The 13952-nt window shown below is 35.3% G+C and carries 12 protein-coding genes; 7 read left to right on the top strand and 5 right to left on the bottom strand.

The genetic code is table 11. The annotated features are described in order from the left end of the window. The first annotated feature begins 29 nt into the window (after positions 1 to 29). Positions 30 to 683: a hypothetical protein gene (locus AMET1_RS06670; protein ID WP_086637704.1), complete on the top strand. Its 654-nt coding sequence runs from the start codon at positions 30 to 32 to the stop codon at positions 681 to 683. Between the two features lies 1 nt (position 684). On the opposite strand, the gene AMET1_RS06665 is transcribed toward AMET1_RS06670, so the two are convergent. From AMET1_RS06665 to AMET1_RS06645, 5 genes are all read right to left on the bottom strand, one after another. Further along, on the bottom strand, positions 685 to 3516 hold the full coding sequence (locus AMET1_RS06665) for a UvrD-helicase domain-containing protein (RefSeq protein ID WP_086637703.1): 2832 nt from the start codon (positions 3514 to 3516) through the stop codon (positions 685 to 687). Between the two features lie 10 nt (positions 3517 to 3526). Then, the gene (locus AMET1_RS06660; RefSeq protein ID WP_086637702.1) at positions 3527 to 6106 is read right to left on the bottom strand and encodes a PD-(D/E)XK nuclease family protein; all 2580 of its coding nucleotides are present in this window, start codon (positions 6104 to 6106) and stop codon (positions 3527 to 3529) included. Between the two features lie 183 nt (positions 6107 to 6289). Then, positions 6290 to 6529, bottom strand: coding sequence for a hypothetical protein (locus tag AMET1_RS06655; protein ID WP_086637701.1), 240 nt, complete (start codon positions 6527 to 6529; stop codon positions 6290 to 6292). Positions 6530 to 6631: 102 nt separating this feature from the next. Further along, positions 6632 to 7387 carry an N-glycosylase/DNA lyase gene (locus AMET1_RS06650; protein WP_086637700.1) on the bottom strand — a complete coding sequence of 252 codons (756 nt, stop codon included), beginning with the start codon at positions 7385 to 7387 and terminating at the stop codon, positions 6632 to 6634. 5 nt (positions 7388 to 7392) lie between these two features. Then, the gene (locus tag AMET1_RS06645; protein WP_086637699.1) at positions 7393 to 8112 is read right to left on the bottom strand and encodes a hypothetical protein; all 720 of its coding nucleotides are present in this window, start codon (positions 8110 to 8112) and stop codon (positions 7393 to 7395) included. Between the two features lie 80 nt (positions 8113 to 8192). On the opposite strand from AMET1_RS06645, the gene AMET1_RS06640 reads away from it, so the two are divergent. The 6 genes from AMET1_RS06640 (at position 8193) to AMET1_RS06620 (ending at position 13579) form a co-directional block, all read left to right on the top strand. Further along, complete coding sequence (locus tag AMET1_RS06640) at positions 8193 to 8954, top strand: HFX_2341 family transcriptional regulator domain-containing protein (protein WP_086637698.1); 762 nt, start codon at positions 8193 to 8195, stop codon at positions 8952 to 8954. 120 nt (positions 8955 to 9074) lie between these two features. After that, positions 9075 to 9836, top strand: a complete 762-nt coding sequence (locus AMET1_RS06635; RefSeq protein WP_201721307.1) for a PHP-associated domain-containing protein — start codon at positions 9075 to 9077, stop codon at positions 9834 to 9836. A 494-nt stretch (positions 9837 to 10330) separates the two neighbouring features. Then, complete coding sequence (locus AMET1_RS06630; RefSeq protein ID WP_143406884.1) at positions 10331 to 11416, top strand: restriction endonuclease; 1086 nt, start codon at positions 10331 to 10333, stop codon at positions 11414 to 11416. 374 nt (positions 11417 to 11790) lie between these two features. Further along, positions 11791 to 12189 (top strand): hypothetical protein, encoded by a 399-nt coding sequence (locus tag AMET1_RS06625; RefSeq protein ID WP_086637696.1) that lies wholly within the window; start codon positions 11791 to 11793, stop codon positions 12187 to 12189. Positions 12190 to 12482: 293 nt separating this feature from the next. Next, complete coding sequence (locus tag AMET1_RS07940) at positions 12483 to 12641, top strand: hypothetical protein (protein WP_161490814.1); 159 nt, start codon at positions 12483 to 12485, stop codon at positions 12639 to 12641. A gap of 167 nt (positions 12642 to 12808) precedes the next feature. Further along, a complete protein-coding gene (locus AMET1_RS06620) occupies positions 12809 to 13579 on the top strand; it encodes a class II glutamine amidotransferase (RefSeq protein WP_086637695.1) in 771 nt (256 codons plus the stop codon). Positions 13580 to 13952: the final 373 nt, after the last annotated feature.

Raw genomic sequence — 13952 nt, 5'->3', positions numbered from 1 at the left:
TGTTTTATATTTGTTTGGAGTGGTGGAAGATGAAGAGTGGTTATCAGAGTTTTTTTGATTCTTTGGGTGTTGTTGGTTCGGATGTGTTTATTGATAAGGTTATTTTAGATCCTTCTTTGTTGGTTTATGAGGAGGTTTATGGTGATTTGGAGGGTTTTTCGAGTAATTTGGGGTGTGAGGTTTATTATCCTGGTTCTTTGGATCGTTTGGGGTTGGTTGATGATGTTGGTTTGTTTCTTGAGTTTTATCGTGGCCGTAGAAGTGATGTTATGGATGTTGATTTGTTTGTTGATAGGGTTGGGGATTTGGGTTTTGAGGGGTATAGTTGGAGGGATGGTTATCGAGAGCTTCCTGGTCATTTGTTTAGGTATTTTAGGGATTTGAGGGGGTTGGAGTTTGAGGTTGGTTTGGTTGGTGATGTTTTTTTAGATTTGTTTGTTTTTTTGTGTAATGGTGGTTTTTTGTTTGGTAGGTTGTTGAAGGTTTTTAATCGGTTTGGTGAGGTTTTGCCTATTTTTGATCTTAGGTTTGATGTTCCTGGTGTTTTTAGGGATGGGGTTGGTGGTGTTGAGAAGTATGTTGGTGATGTTCGGTATGTGGGGTTTTTGTCTGTGACTTCGAGTGTTTTTAGTGGTGTTGGCCCTATGGTTAGTTGTCCTTCTCTGGTTTTGTTGGAGGTTTGATTTATTTTGTTTTTTGTTTTTTGAGTGTTTTGGTTATTTTGTTTTTTAGTGTTGTTTTTGTTTGTGGTTTGATTTTGTGTTCTTGGTTGGTTTGTGTGTAGTATATTTTTGGGGTGATTTTTTTGTTTGGGTATATCTGTTTGAGTGTGTGGTAGTATAGGCTGAGTTGTGTTTGGTATGGTTTTTTGGTTTTTTTGCTTTTTTCTGTTTTGTAGTCTATGATTTCTATTTTGTTGTTTGTTTTGTGTATTAGGTCGATTTTTCCTTTTAGGATTATTTTTTGGTTTTTTATGTTGATTGGGTGTGTGCATTTTTGTTCTGGGATTTTTGTTCCGGTTAGTTGGTCGATGTATTTTTTCACGTTTTTTTGGTCTTGGTTTTTTGGTTTGACTTTGATGTTTTTTATGTATTTTTCTGCGTATTTGTGTAGTTCTATGCCGTGTTTTGTTCCTTGTCCTTTTGATTTTGTTTTTTCTATGATTGTGGTTATTGGTAGTTTTATTGGGGTTTTTTGTTTGGTGGGTTGGGTTTTGAATTGGGTTTTTTGGGTTTTTGGTTTTGGGTTTGGTTTGATATCTGGTTTGGTTTGTTTTTTGTTTGTGTTTAGGTTTTTGTAGAACTGGCTTTTTTGTTTTGTTTCTGCTGTTAGGTATAGGTGTTTTTTTGCTCTTGTCATTGCGACGTACATTAGTCTTCTTTCTTCGTTGTGGCCTTTGTCTATGGATTTGTTGACGAGGTATGTTTTCCAGTTGTCGTATATGAATGGGTGTTTTTGTTTTTTGTATTTCTTTTTTTGTCTTATTCCGGTTAGGTTGTGGTATTGGATTGTTGATTGGTTTTTGTTTGTGCTTGGGAAGTTGTGTTGGTTGATGTTTGAGACGAATACGACTGGGTATTCGAGGCCTTTTGCTCCGTGTATTGTTTGTATTGTTATTGTGTTTTGTCTGTGGGTTGTGTCTACTTCGTATGTTTCTCCTTCTTTGATGTTTTCTTCGATGAACTGGATGATTTCTCCGTGGTTGAGGTATGAATTGCTGTAGATTGTGTTTAGTATTTCTGTGGTTTTTGTTGAGAATGCGTTGTCGATGTTGTATTTGTCGTATATTCGTTTTGTTGTTCCAGGGAGGGTTTTTATTTTTTTGAGTTCTTTGTAGAATTTTATGTGGTTTTCTGGGTATTTTCTGGTTTTTAGTATGTGTTTGGTTTCAGGTAGGTTGTATCCGGTGTTTTCTAGTATTACTGCCCATCCTTTTTTGGAGTGTTTGTGGTTTAGGATTCTTAGCCATGCTAGTAGTATTATTGCTGGGTTTGTTGTGAATAGGTTTACTCCGCCTTCGAATGAGGCTGGGATGTTGTGTTGTCTTGCTTGTTTTTGTAGTTCTAGTCCGAACTGTCTGGTTCTGGTTAGTACTGCGATGTCTTTGTAGTTTAGTTGTCGTTCGGTTTCTTTGTTTTTGATTGTGTAGTTTGGGTTGTTTGTGATTTTTTGTATTTTTGTTAGTATCGCTTGTTTTTCGTTGTGGCTGTGGAATGCGTTTATGGTTGATTTGTGGTCTGTGTTGGAGTTTAGTTTGGTTATTTTGTTTTTTATTTTGTTTTTGTCTATTTTTTCGTTCCTAGTTGCTTTTAAGGTTAATGCGGTTTCTGCGAAGTCTATTATTTTTTGTCCTGATCGGTAGTTTTCTGTTAGGTTGATTTTGTTTATTTGGTTTGTTGGGTATTTTATTCTTTTTTTATTTTGGTTTAGTGTTTTTTTGGTTTTGTTCAGTCTTTTTTTGAATTGGAGGATGTTTTGTACGTCTGCGTATTGGAAACTGTATATGCTTTGTTTCCAGTCTCCTACTACGCATATGTTTCCGTTGTTGGATAGTAGTAATGCGAGTTTTAGTTGTATTTCGTTTGTGTCTTGGAATTCGTCGATCATTACGTAGTTGTATCCTATTTTTTGTTGTAGTTGGTGGTTTTCTATAAGTAGTATGTATGTGTATAGGAGGTGGAAGCTGTAGTTTAGGTAGTTTTTTGATAGGGTGTATTGTAGGTATTCGTGGTATATGTCGTGTATATATTTTTTTAGTTCGTTTCGGTCTTCTTTGAATGCTGTTTTGAGTATTTGGGGGTCAATTTGTTTTGTTCCTTTTGGGCCTCGTATTTGTTTTGGGTTTGGGGCGTTTTGGGGATGGCATTGGTGTTTATAACGGGAGAGTCGTTTACGTAGTGTGGATTGTTTTTTACCATCGGTTTGGTTGAGTTTTTTGGTTTTATTGAGGTATTGTTCTATGTCTCCGTTTAGGTGTTTTTCACTGTCTCGATACCATCCGTTTTTTTGTGGTATTATTCCTTTTACTGCGAGTGATTTTATTAGGTTTAGGATGTTGGTTTCTTTTTGGTTTATGGCGTAGTATTTTTTGTATTCCGGGTGTTTTTGTTTGAATTGGTTGAAATATCTATGGAAGTGTGTGGCTTCGTATACAGAGCTTTCTATAGTTTTTGTGTTGTTTGTTATGTGGTCTTTTATTCCGATGTGTTGTGGTGCGTTGAATCCATGTCTGTCGAGTATTTTTTTGCATTGGCCGTGGAATGTGTTTATCGGGGCGTCTCTAACCTTTTTTTTCTTGATGTCTGTCTGTCTATATATTTTTTGTTTGAGTTGGTCGGCCGCGTTACGGGTGAATGTTATTAATAGGATTTCGTCGGGCTCGACTTGTTGTTTCAGTAGGTTGATGTATCTATGGGTGAGGGTGTAGGTTTTCCCTGTTCCAGGTCCAGCGTCAACCAGGTATATTCCTTCAGTGTTCTCTATTAATTTTTTTTGTTCTTTGTTTGGGGTTGTCATAATACCATGTTTATATTATCAGTAGGTCTCGGTTGTCGATTTTTTTGAGGTTGGGGTTGCCTACTGGGAAGGTGGTTTGTTTGTATTGATTTAGTTCGGTTATTTTGTTTTTTAAGAAATCTTGAAATTGATCTAGGTCTTCTTTAAAGTAGTTTTGTGTTCTAAATCTGGTATATTTACTCAGAATGCCTTTGGTTTGTTTTTCAAGTTGTTTTTGTGTAACGTCTTCTCCCCAACCGATGGTTAGGTGTTCACTAAACTTAATTGATAGTTTTTCACTACATTCTTCCTTGATTAATTCTCGGTCATACTGGCTTTTTTTAGATATTTCGATGTTTTTTAAGGCTTTTTTATAGTTTTTGTATCCTAGTTTTTTGAGGAATTTTTTTCGGGCTTTACTGGTTTTGCATAGCCATTCATATGTTGTTTTTTTAGGTAACTGGTCGTTGAAGTTATTTGGATAGTATGTTATTCGAGTGATGTTGTCTTTGTAGTCTCCTTCTCCTTTGATGTTGTCCTTAATGTTGTCTAGGAAGTAGTAGAAAATAAAATCGAGTTTTTGGTTTGGATGTATTTTTCGATGGTGATATAGGTACATCAATGCCTGGAAGTTGGGTCTATCTTCGAACAGCTCTACATTTGATTTGCGGACAATATTTGATTTAGAGTGTTTTCTACCGCTTTTATAGTCAACGAGTTCATCAATCTGTCTAATTAGATCGATTTTACCCTTACATCCAAGTTGTGTATCTTCAAACCAAACCTCGGTTAAATTTGATTCGATGGGTAGGTCGAGTTTCTTGAAAAAAACATTGTTTATGTATTTTTTGCTGTAACCACTAACCTCTACGTCGATATCTGGGGTTTCGTCTATGAACTCCATGATGTTTTTTGTGCCAACCAAGAACTCGGTTTTAATCAATGGAAGCTCGACATCACTCACCAATGGCTTTATCTCATCAACCATCAACTCGATTATTTCAGTTAAGTTGTTTTCTGTATATTGTGGGTGGTTGTAGTAGAGTTCAGCGAAGTCATGGAACAGATTTCCTTTACGGAAATAGTCTTGGTCTGGTGTTGAGATCAATTTCTTGAAGTAGTAGTTTCTTGGACATTCAACAAACGTATTGAGGTCGGATTGGCTAAAAACACTGACTTCATTTGATTCAATACCTAAATCTATTTTATCAAAGCCATCGAGCTCCTCAACCACCTCCTCATTGTAACGTTTGTGAGGTAGGTCTGTGAAACTCTCAAACTCAGCATCAAAAATCTCATTAAAATAAGAACAGGGAACTACTTCCTCGTTCATATATCTATCTTGAACAAGGTAGTAACTACCTCTGTTCTGCAATAAAATCATGAAATCCTTGATTTTGGTTGTTTCAAACCGTTCTCGATCGATCCAAGGCTTGTTGGGTGGGTTTAAGCTCCAGCTGGAATCTAATCCTATATGGAATACAAATGGCCGATCCACCCAAGCAACGTTACCAGGAGATACTAAGAGAACACCTCCATTACCTCCATCCTTCCAGGGAATATCGAAGACCTCTAGATAGTACTCGACCAAATCAAGCATGTGTTCACTAACTGTCTCACCTAACAAACCAACATCACTATAAAACTCAACCAAGATATCTATGTCTCTACCAACTAGTTCACTATAAAAATCAATGGCCTCCTCAAAAGACATTGATTCAATCGACCTTAATCCACTGATGAATCGATTCAGTTCTTCGTTATCGATGTTTTTTATATACTGTTGGTTGTATCTGTTTTCGATATCGATGTTCACCGCTTTAAGTAAAGGCTGTATTTCTCCAACCTTTAGGTTTGTCTTTTGGATGGCAGTTCTACAGTATAAAAAGAAGTTTCTTAAATCCATGTTCTCCGTTATTTCAAGCTGAGTCATATACGGAATGCCTCGGGACTCAAGCATCGAAACAACAAGTGGTTGATACTCACTATCTGGATTTAAAACAAACGCGGTTTCACCTGCATTCCATTTAGAAACATTGTTTGACAACGCTTTAACAATTTCAACACTTGAATTAAAAACAGATAAACGGGGTAAATCAACCGAACAGTCTTGAAAAACATCTATCACATCAAAACTATTGGGTAAAACCTTTTTATCCAGTTGTTTAAATTGATGGAATCCAACAACAGCTACATCCTGTTCATCGACTTGATATTCATTCATAGCTCGATATATATTATCGGTCGACTCCAAAACCTCAACAACCTCCCGCATCTCCTCTCCAGAAAACATTGGATATCTAAGTATATCTCTTGGATCCCCCGTTTCAATCCAACAATCCACAGCGTTGTCAAGCAGGTATGCAGATTTCTTCCAACCAATACCAGTTTCATCAACAACTATATGGAACAACCCACGTTTATCCAGCAAATCACCTGGGTGCTCTTCATAAACCAACCTACGGGGAGTTGTAGAAAACAGACCTAAAAAAGCCCGGTCAACACGGTGTTCAAGAGATTCAGCAAGAGGCGCCTCAACCGTTAAAACCAAATCATAATCACTAACTTCATCATAAACACTATCAATGGACAACGACTTTTTAACTTCCATCAAACACACAGATGTATAATATCTAACCAAACAACAAAAATACCTAGACCAAAAATAACTTAAAAATAACAGATCGCTAGGCCCAACCAACCATTAGGTGTCTAATGTAGTTGATGGCTATTTTTTATTTTTTTATTACAGGAGGGGTTTAAAAAAAAGGATGTTAGGATGGGGGTTTGTTTTTTAGTTGTCTTTGTTTTTTTCTTCCCATAGTTTGTCCATTTCTTCTTCGTATTCTTCTTTTCGGGCCATTTGGTATAGTGATTTGAGTTTTCCGCATCTTACGCATATTGCTGTGTGGATTCTCCATGAGCTTGGTTGTGTTGCGCCTAATCCTGCACCCATTTTTAGTGCGGATAGTTCGTATGGCATCCATTCGTGTGTACATTTTTCTGGGTCTTTTTCTATTCCATAGTCGTTCATTTGTTTTCACCTTTTTTTATAGGTTTTTTGTGAGTTGTTTGGCTATTTTTTTCCGTTGTTGTTTTGGTATTTGGTTGTTTTTCATGTAGTTTTCGAGGTTTTTTAGGCATTTTTCTGGGTTTTGTTTGTTTTGGAGATTATTTGGCCTAATTGCCATATTATGCTGTCTATTCTGAATATTGAGATGTTTTGATTTGTTTGTTGGTTGATTTGTTTTGCTACTTCGTTCCATGCTTTTTTTACGTTTTCTTGGTTTTGGTTTGTTATTCCAGATGTTTTTGCTACTCTTTTTACATGTATGTCGCAGGGGATTGGGGTTTCTGCTGGGATTTCAAGGTAGGTGTTGTGTTGTATGTGGTTGATTATGTCGTATACCTTCATTGCGAATACTATTGTTTTCATTTCTTTATGGTTGTTCATTGATTTTGCTAGTTTTTCCCATACTACTGTTGGTTTGTGGTTTGGATAGGTTTCTATAAACCATTTTGGGAAGCTGCTGTTGAAGAATCGGTTTAGTCTTTTTCTTTTCATGTTGTTTATTCTGGCGTTTACTTTTTCGTCCATGAATTCATCTAGTGTTTTCTGTATTTTCTGGATGGAGTTGATTTGGTTGTTTTTTGTGGTTATTTTTTCTAGTGTTTGCCAGAATTCCTGTGCATTTCCATTTAGTTGGTAGTCTACTAGACCGGTGGAGATTCCGAGTAGTGCAGTGTATTTTTCTGGGTGTTTTTCTAGTATTTTTTTGAATGTCTTGTATTCTGGTTCGTTTTTATCGAACTTGATTATTTCTTCTGGTTTTAGTTCGGCGAGGCAGTTTGCTACTTCTCGTATTCTTTCTGGATTGATGTTGGTTTGCATTTTTATCACTCTATATCTAGGGTTTGTTCGGGGGTTTTTGGAAGTTTTCCTGTTTTTTTGTAGTATTCTATCGTTTTTATCGTTGTTTTTGGGTGTACTTGTATCATAGAGCAATCTAGTTTTTTTCTTAGTTTTCTGTAGTCTGTGTATGGGATTGCGTTTTTTTCAAGGTGTTTAGGTATTTTAGGTATGTATCCGTTTTGTTTTTTTATTCCTATCAAACCGATTTTTGGTTTTGTGTTTTTTATGTTTTTTAGGTCGTTGTATATCGCTTGGTAGTAGTGTTTACCCATCGTTGTTATCAGTAGGTCGTTTTTGTTTAGTCTGTTTGTTAGTTTGGCTATTGTGTTTGCCCTATCTGTGTTGTTATTTTTGGTTATTTGGCTCCACCATAGTGTTTTTTCTTCTTGTGTTTTTGCAACTGAGTTTGGTTGGTTGGGTTTAAATGTTGCGTTGTATCCGGGTACTTTGTCTTCTGCGTTTATCAAGCCTAGGCCTGCAGAAGCTATCCATAGTTGTTTTGGTTCGGGTAGTTTTTTGTATGCTTGTATGTAGGTGCTCCACATACTGCCTTGGTAGAGGTTGATTGCTCGTTTTTTGTATTTTTGGTTTTGAAGGTCTTCTATCCATTTTTTTGGTTTTTGCAGTATGTTTTCGCTGTAGTTTTTGATTTGAGGTCCTTTTTGGGTTTTGTTCCCTACACAATTTACAATTAGGTGATGCATTTTTTCCCCAAACTATTTTTTTAGAAACAACAATCATAAACATATTCACGTTAACATTATTAACAAACAATGGTGGGTTTATGGAGAAAATAGTTCATATAACACCCCTTGGATTTGAAATAGACAGAGTAATAATGCCCTTAAAAAAATATCCAGCCAACAAAATCCATATACTAACAGTTGACAGCGAAAAACACGGACACAAACTCTACAATAAACAAAAAAAATACACCAACAAAGTAAAAAAACAACTAAAAAAACTAGAAATCGAATATAAAATACACGACACAGATATATTCAACCTACTACAACTAATCGACACAACAAGCAACCTAATAAAAAAAGAAAAAAACCAGAAAAGCAGAATCTACATAAACATCAGCGGAGCGGGAAAACTAACAGCTGTAGCAACAACCCTATCAGGAATGTACCACGATATACCAACCTACTACGTCAAAGCCGATAGATATCCAAACACAGAACAAGAAAAACAAGAACACGGACTAAGCATAGTCCAAGAACCAGATATACTGAAACTAATCAACCTCAAATTCAAAAAACCAAACAAAGAAGCAGTCACCGTCTTAAAACTAATAGAAAAAAAAGGCCCACAAAAAACAGATGAAATACTAAACCACCTATCAAAAAAACACAAAAAATATAGATACCAAGGAAAATACCAAAACCTAAACCGAAAAACAAAACAAAAACTCATAATGCGACTAAACAGAGGAATACTAGACAAACTAGAACAAAACGAATACATAAAACGAGAAAAAACAGGAAGACGCAACATAATAAAAAACACAAAAACAGGAAAATACATAGCCAAACTAAACTAAAAAAACAACAATAACCAAACTAAATCAAACTAAATCAAACTAAATTAAGGTGGATTGGGTTGGTAATGCAGTAGTTTTATTAGTGGTTTTTTTTAATTTTTATTATAAAAAGGGGTTTCTGTGATTTTAGATTCTGGTGGGGATGGTGGCCTTGTTTTGAAAGTTGATCCTCATGTTCATTCTGAGGATTCTTTTGATGGTAAGGAGCCTGTAGAGTTGATTGTGGAGCATGCTGCGGATATTGATATCGATGTAATTGTTGTTACCGATCATGATAGGATTGGTAAGTCACTTGAGGCTTGTAGGTTGGCTGAGGATTTAGATGAATTGTTGGTTATTCCGGGGATTGAAGTTTCTACGAAGCATGGGCATCTCCTTGGTGTTGGTGTTATGGAGAAGGTTCCACCGGGTTTACCTTTAAATGAAACTGTTGAATTGGTTCGTGAACTAGGTGGTATTGCGGTTATTCCACATCCTTTCCAGAAGACCAGACATGGTGTTAGGAAGAGGAACATCGATGATTGTGATGCAATTGAAACTTTAAATGCCTGGTTTTTTACTGGTTTACAGAACAAGAGGGCTGGTAAGTTTGCTGAAAAACATGGGTATTCAAAGGTTGGTGCAAGCGATGCCCACTCCATAGGTACTATAGGTAAATGTTATACAGAGATTGAATTGAAAAATAAAGATTCTCTGGATGATGTAGAGGTAGAGGATGTTTTAAAAGCTATTGAAAATGGTGGATCTAAGATTACTGGTAAACGTGCTGCTCTATACAAAAGTATCTATCATTATGTAAAGGCTTTTTTTAGAAAAATAGCCTACTATCTATCTAGGAGTTTTAAGTTGTTATATAGTTCAGTTAAATCGGTTTTGAAATAGTTTCTTTATTTTTTAGTACCAGGGTTTTAGTGGCTTACCTGTTGAGGTTTTGTTTTCAGCGTAGTACCATTCGTGAATGATGCAGGGGGATAGTGACGTTATTGCATTGAATGTTACATGGAATATTGCTGCTGGTATAATTGTTTGACTTCGAATTGTTATGTATGTGTATATCGGTGAGATTACGGAGGATTCGAGGCGTAAGCCTCGCCCTTCAGGGCGGGGAGGATGTCAATGTTGTGGCCAAAGCCATCATCAGTATTCCGATTTATGAGTATTCCGGAAAGTTGTGTCTTTGAAGTATGAGTGGTGGATGCAATAAGAAATGTGGGTATTTAAGAAGAGGTTTATTTTTTGTTTGTTGATCTGGTTCAATTTCTTGGTTCCTTTTTGATTTGAGAGTTATTTTTGGTGTTTTTTGGTTTCTAGTTTTAGGTTTTTGTGGTAAGTTATTTGTTATATTTTTTATAGATTTTGTTGTTGGTGTGTTTTTGATGGATGATTGTAGTGTTTTTTTGGATGAGGATGGTGAACGGGTTTGTTTCGATGGTTTAGTTGTGAACGATAGTGAGGTCTATAGTTTTTTTAGTGATTTAAGTGAGGGGGAGCGGGAGTATTATGGTAAGAAGGCTGTTAAGATCGGTGTTATTGGTTTGAAACGAATTTCTACTGATTCTGAGGTTGATTATGTGGAAAAAGAGTTTAATAGGATGATGGGTCGTTTCGATGAGATGTTTGACCCTGACATCAGTAGTAGTTATTTTGGTCGTTTGGAGAAAACGCTTCAAGAATATTTTGAGGAGGGTGGTACTGTTGAAGATATATTCGATCCTGCAAATAAAAACAGGCCTTTAGGGCGTTTAAAAACAGATTTAAAAATTGAGTTTGAGAAGATAAGGGATAAGATTGCTGAAGAGAAAGGTAAGGAAGAAGTTAAAGAAAAAACTCCTATTAAGGGTGAAGAGTTTGAAGATTTCTGTGAGAGATTTTTGTCCGAAAACTTGTGTAAGCCATTGGGTACGGAGTTGATTCGAACTTCAGATGAAGCCGGTGAGTTGACAAACTCTAAAAAGGGTGATTTTATTGTAAAGCCTTCTGAACTGGATGGTACGAAAATAGTTCTTGAAATGAAGAGTGGAACTATAGGTCAACGTGAGATCTTGGAAAGAGAACTTCCTGAGGCTATGAAGAACAGAGTGGCTGACTACGGTATTCTTGTTTCGCGTTATGTGGAAAATTTACCTAAAAAAGTTGGTTGGTTTCAAGAGTATCAGGGAAATATGTTGGTGTGTGCGTTGGGAAGCAAAGAACATGATGAAGAGTTTCCTGATATGCTTAACATAGCGCTTCAGTTTGCTAAACAACGATTGCTAGAGAAAAAACTAAACGAAGTGGATATTGATTTAGAGAAGGTTAAAAACGGAGTTAATAGGGTTGAAAGAAAAATTGAAGAGTTCTCTATAATAAAAAGAAAAACTACAAGTATTCAGAAAGCCTGTAAAGATATTGATGAAAAAGCTAACGATCTAAGGGATGAAATACAATCAGAATTAACAGAGATGTCAACAGCTATAAATTGAATTAAGTTAAAAATTGAAATTAAATATGAAACAACGTATAATCTAATTCTCAGGCGTTTCCTTTTTTATCTTTTCTTTTTTTGTTTTTGTTTTGGTTTTTTGATGGTGTGGGGTTTTTATTTTGGGTTTTTGGTTTTTTAGTTTCCATTTGTTTTTTTGATAGGAGTTTTTTGTTTTTAAAAAAATACTTTATTCAACCAAAATTGTTTTATATCAAGAAAACTTTAATATTGTTTGGGTGTCATTACCTAAAGGGAGTATAAAGGCTGATTAAAGACCCCCGGCGAACAGAACCACAGACCCAAGGGAAAAAAACCTTATTCCCCCTGGAACATTCCCTTGGGAAAACTCCCTATAAAAAAATAGGTGGAAAAATGGATGGAAAAAAAGAAATAAAAAATAAAGTATGCGAATATATCGAAGAAAACGATGGAGCGACCTTCATAGAACTAAAAAAACTACTAAAAAACAAAATCGATGTAAATGGACAATATGCATTAACAGCCCCAACCAACGATAACCTGATTTTCTGGAGCGACATGAGCAAAGAACTAACAGAGATAATAACAGAACTCATCGAAGAAAAAGAAATCATGTACATACCAACCCACCCACTACCATACATGGCCGAAGGCGGTGGACTGAAACTACCATTAGCAAAAAAACCAAAACCAAAAAACGGATATCAAGAACCTCATTGGACCCCAATAACCCTACACAAATACGACGACGCACTACAGAAAAACCCTGAATTAAAAGAACTACTATCATAAAAACAAAGAAATTAGGTTTTTGGACTAAATGGAGGGATCTCATCAGACATAAACCAAAAAATCCCTCCAAATACCTCTCTACCTTACTACAAAAAAACACAAAAATAAAAAATAGAAAAACGACAGGAGCCAATAACATCAGTATAACACAAAAAAACATTGCAAAAAACACAACCAAACAAAACAAAAACAAACACAGACAAAACCTAGTTATAATAACAGACTTCCAAAAAGAACAATTCAAAATTAAAATAAACAACAAAACCAAAGTCAAGTCTTTAAAATGGAAAAAAATGAATGAAAAAGAAATCGAAATACTAGGTAGATGGTCAATCGAACTTCAAGAAAATATAAACAAAAACAAAATCAACACCAACCAACTAAAACATCAAGACATACCTTTAAACAACAAAAAAATAGATAAAAAAACAAACTCTAAAGCAACTCCCTAAACTATATATTTTTCACCACACACCTAAACCAACAGATAACCTCGTACCTAAAAAAAATTTGGTATGGGTTTTTTATTTTAAAAAAACTATTTCTCTTATTAATATTAGTTTAGTTAAATTAAGTTAAGTTAGATTAAGTTGTTTTCATTTTCGTTAAGGTGTTTTTTGTGTGTGAGTTGTTAGGTCTTTGTTTTAATCAGTCTATACGACCCTCTCTGTCTATTCGTGGTTTTGGATATAGTGATAGGGATAATCCAGATGGATGGGGTATTGGTTTCTATCCCGATCGATGTGGCCAGGTTTTCAAAGAACCAATAAAAGCAAGTAGTAGTGATCTATTCAGATTTTTAAGGGACTATCCCGGAGTTAATTCTAAATTGGTCCTGGCTCATGTCCGAAAAAAAACGGTTGCCAAACCCCAATACATGAATAGCCATCCATTTAGACGTGAATTGGATGGCACAATGTACATATTCGCTCATAATGGAACTATCGAAGATCTAGATAAATTACCACTAACCCGGTTTAAACCGGTTGGTTCAACGGACTCCGAACATGCATTCTGTTACCTACTGGATCGTATTTGGGAAAAAAACATTGAAAATTGGAGTGATAATTTTGATTGGCTCCATACGGTCCTAAAAAAAATCAATCAATTCGGTAAGTTTAACTGTATTTTTTCAGAAGGCAACTACTTATTCTGTTATTTTGATAAAAATGGCCACAACTCATTCTATTATGTATATAGAGAAGCACCATACGGTGAAATAAAGTTGATGGATGAAGATTTAAAAGTCAATTTAGACAAAGAAACCGATAGTGACCAAAAAGGATTTATCGTTGCAACAAACCGATTGACAAGTGAAAACTGGAGAGAATTTAACAAAGGCGAACTAACCGTGTTCAAAGAAGGTGAAATCATATATCAATCCGTCTAATGCATCAAAAACACAATAAAGTCTAAAAAAATGTTCTTAACCCTTTAACACAAAATAAACAAATAAAACAGCTAAAACAAATACTATAGTTAAGAAAACCATTATATGACGTTTATATGAAATTCCATCGGTTTCTATCGGGCTTAAAACTGTATATCCACAGTTTTTACATTTCTTGGGATTTCTATTGTGAGTTTCACCACAACGACTGCATCTCCACGCCATATAAATAATTTTCAAATTAATAGTTTTAAAAGGTTTTCATATAAATATGAAAACCCTAAAAGGGTTTTACAGTCTTAACAGATTTATAAAAATACATACAGGTTTTTTAGATTTATATACATTTTCATAAGTTATTTTAGCATTTTTA

It is taken from the genome of Methanonatronarchaeum thermophilum (assembly GCF_002153915.1).
In the GTDB taxonomy this organism is placed as follows: domain Archaea; phylum Halobacteriota; class Methanonatronarchaeia; order Methanonatronarchaeales; family Methanonatronarchaeaceae; genus Methanonatronarchaeum; species Methanonatronarchaeum thermophilum.
This window is presented reverse-complemented; position numbering and strand designations above follow the sequence as displayed.

Excerpts from the sequence above, each read along its gene's own strand:
- AMET1_RS07940 (WP_161490814.1), top strand. The coding sequence starts at position 12,483 with ATGAATGAAAAAGAAATCGAAATACTAGGTAGATGGTCAATCGAACTT.
- AMET1_RS06640 (WP_086637698.1), top strand. The coding sequence starts at position 8,193 with ATGGAGAAAATAGTTCATATAACACCCCTTGGATTTGAAATAGACAGA.
- AMET1_RS06660 (WP_086637702.1), bottom strand. The coding sequence starts at position 6,106 with ATGGAAGTTAAAAAGTCGTTGTCCATTGATAGTGTTTATGATGAAGTT.
- AMET1_RS06655 (WP_086637701.1), bottom strand. The coding sequence starts at position 6,529 with ATGAACGACTATGGAATAGAAAAAGACCCAGAAAAATGTACACACGAA.
- AMET1_RS06630 (WP_143406884.1), top strand. The coding sequence starts at position 10,331 with ATGGATGATTGTAGTGTTTTTTTGGATGAGGATGGTGAACGGGTTTGT.
- AMET1_RS06650 (WP_086637700.1), bottom strand. The coding sequence starts at position 7,387 with ATGCAAACCAACATCAATCCAGAAAGAATACGAGAAGTAGCAAACTGC.
- AMET1_RS06665 (WP_086637703.1), bottom strand. The coding sequence starts at position 3,516 with ATGACAACCCCAAACAAAGAACAAAAAAAATTAATAGAGAACACTGAA.
- AMET1_RS06625 (WP_086637696.1), top strand. The coding sequence starts at position 11,791 with ATGGATGGAAAAAAAGAAATAAAAAATAAAGTATGCGAATATATCGAA.
- AMET1_RS06670 (WP_086637704.1), top strand. The coding sequence starts at position 30 with ATGAAGAGTGGTTATCAGAGTTTTTTTGATTCTTTGGGTGTTGTTGGT.
- AMET1_RS06645 (WP_086637699.1), bottom strand. The coding sequence starts at position 8,112 with ATGCATCACCTAATTGTAAATTGTGTAGGGAACAAAACCCAAAAAGGA.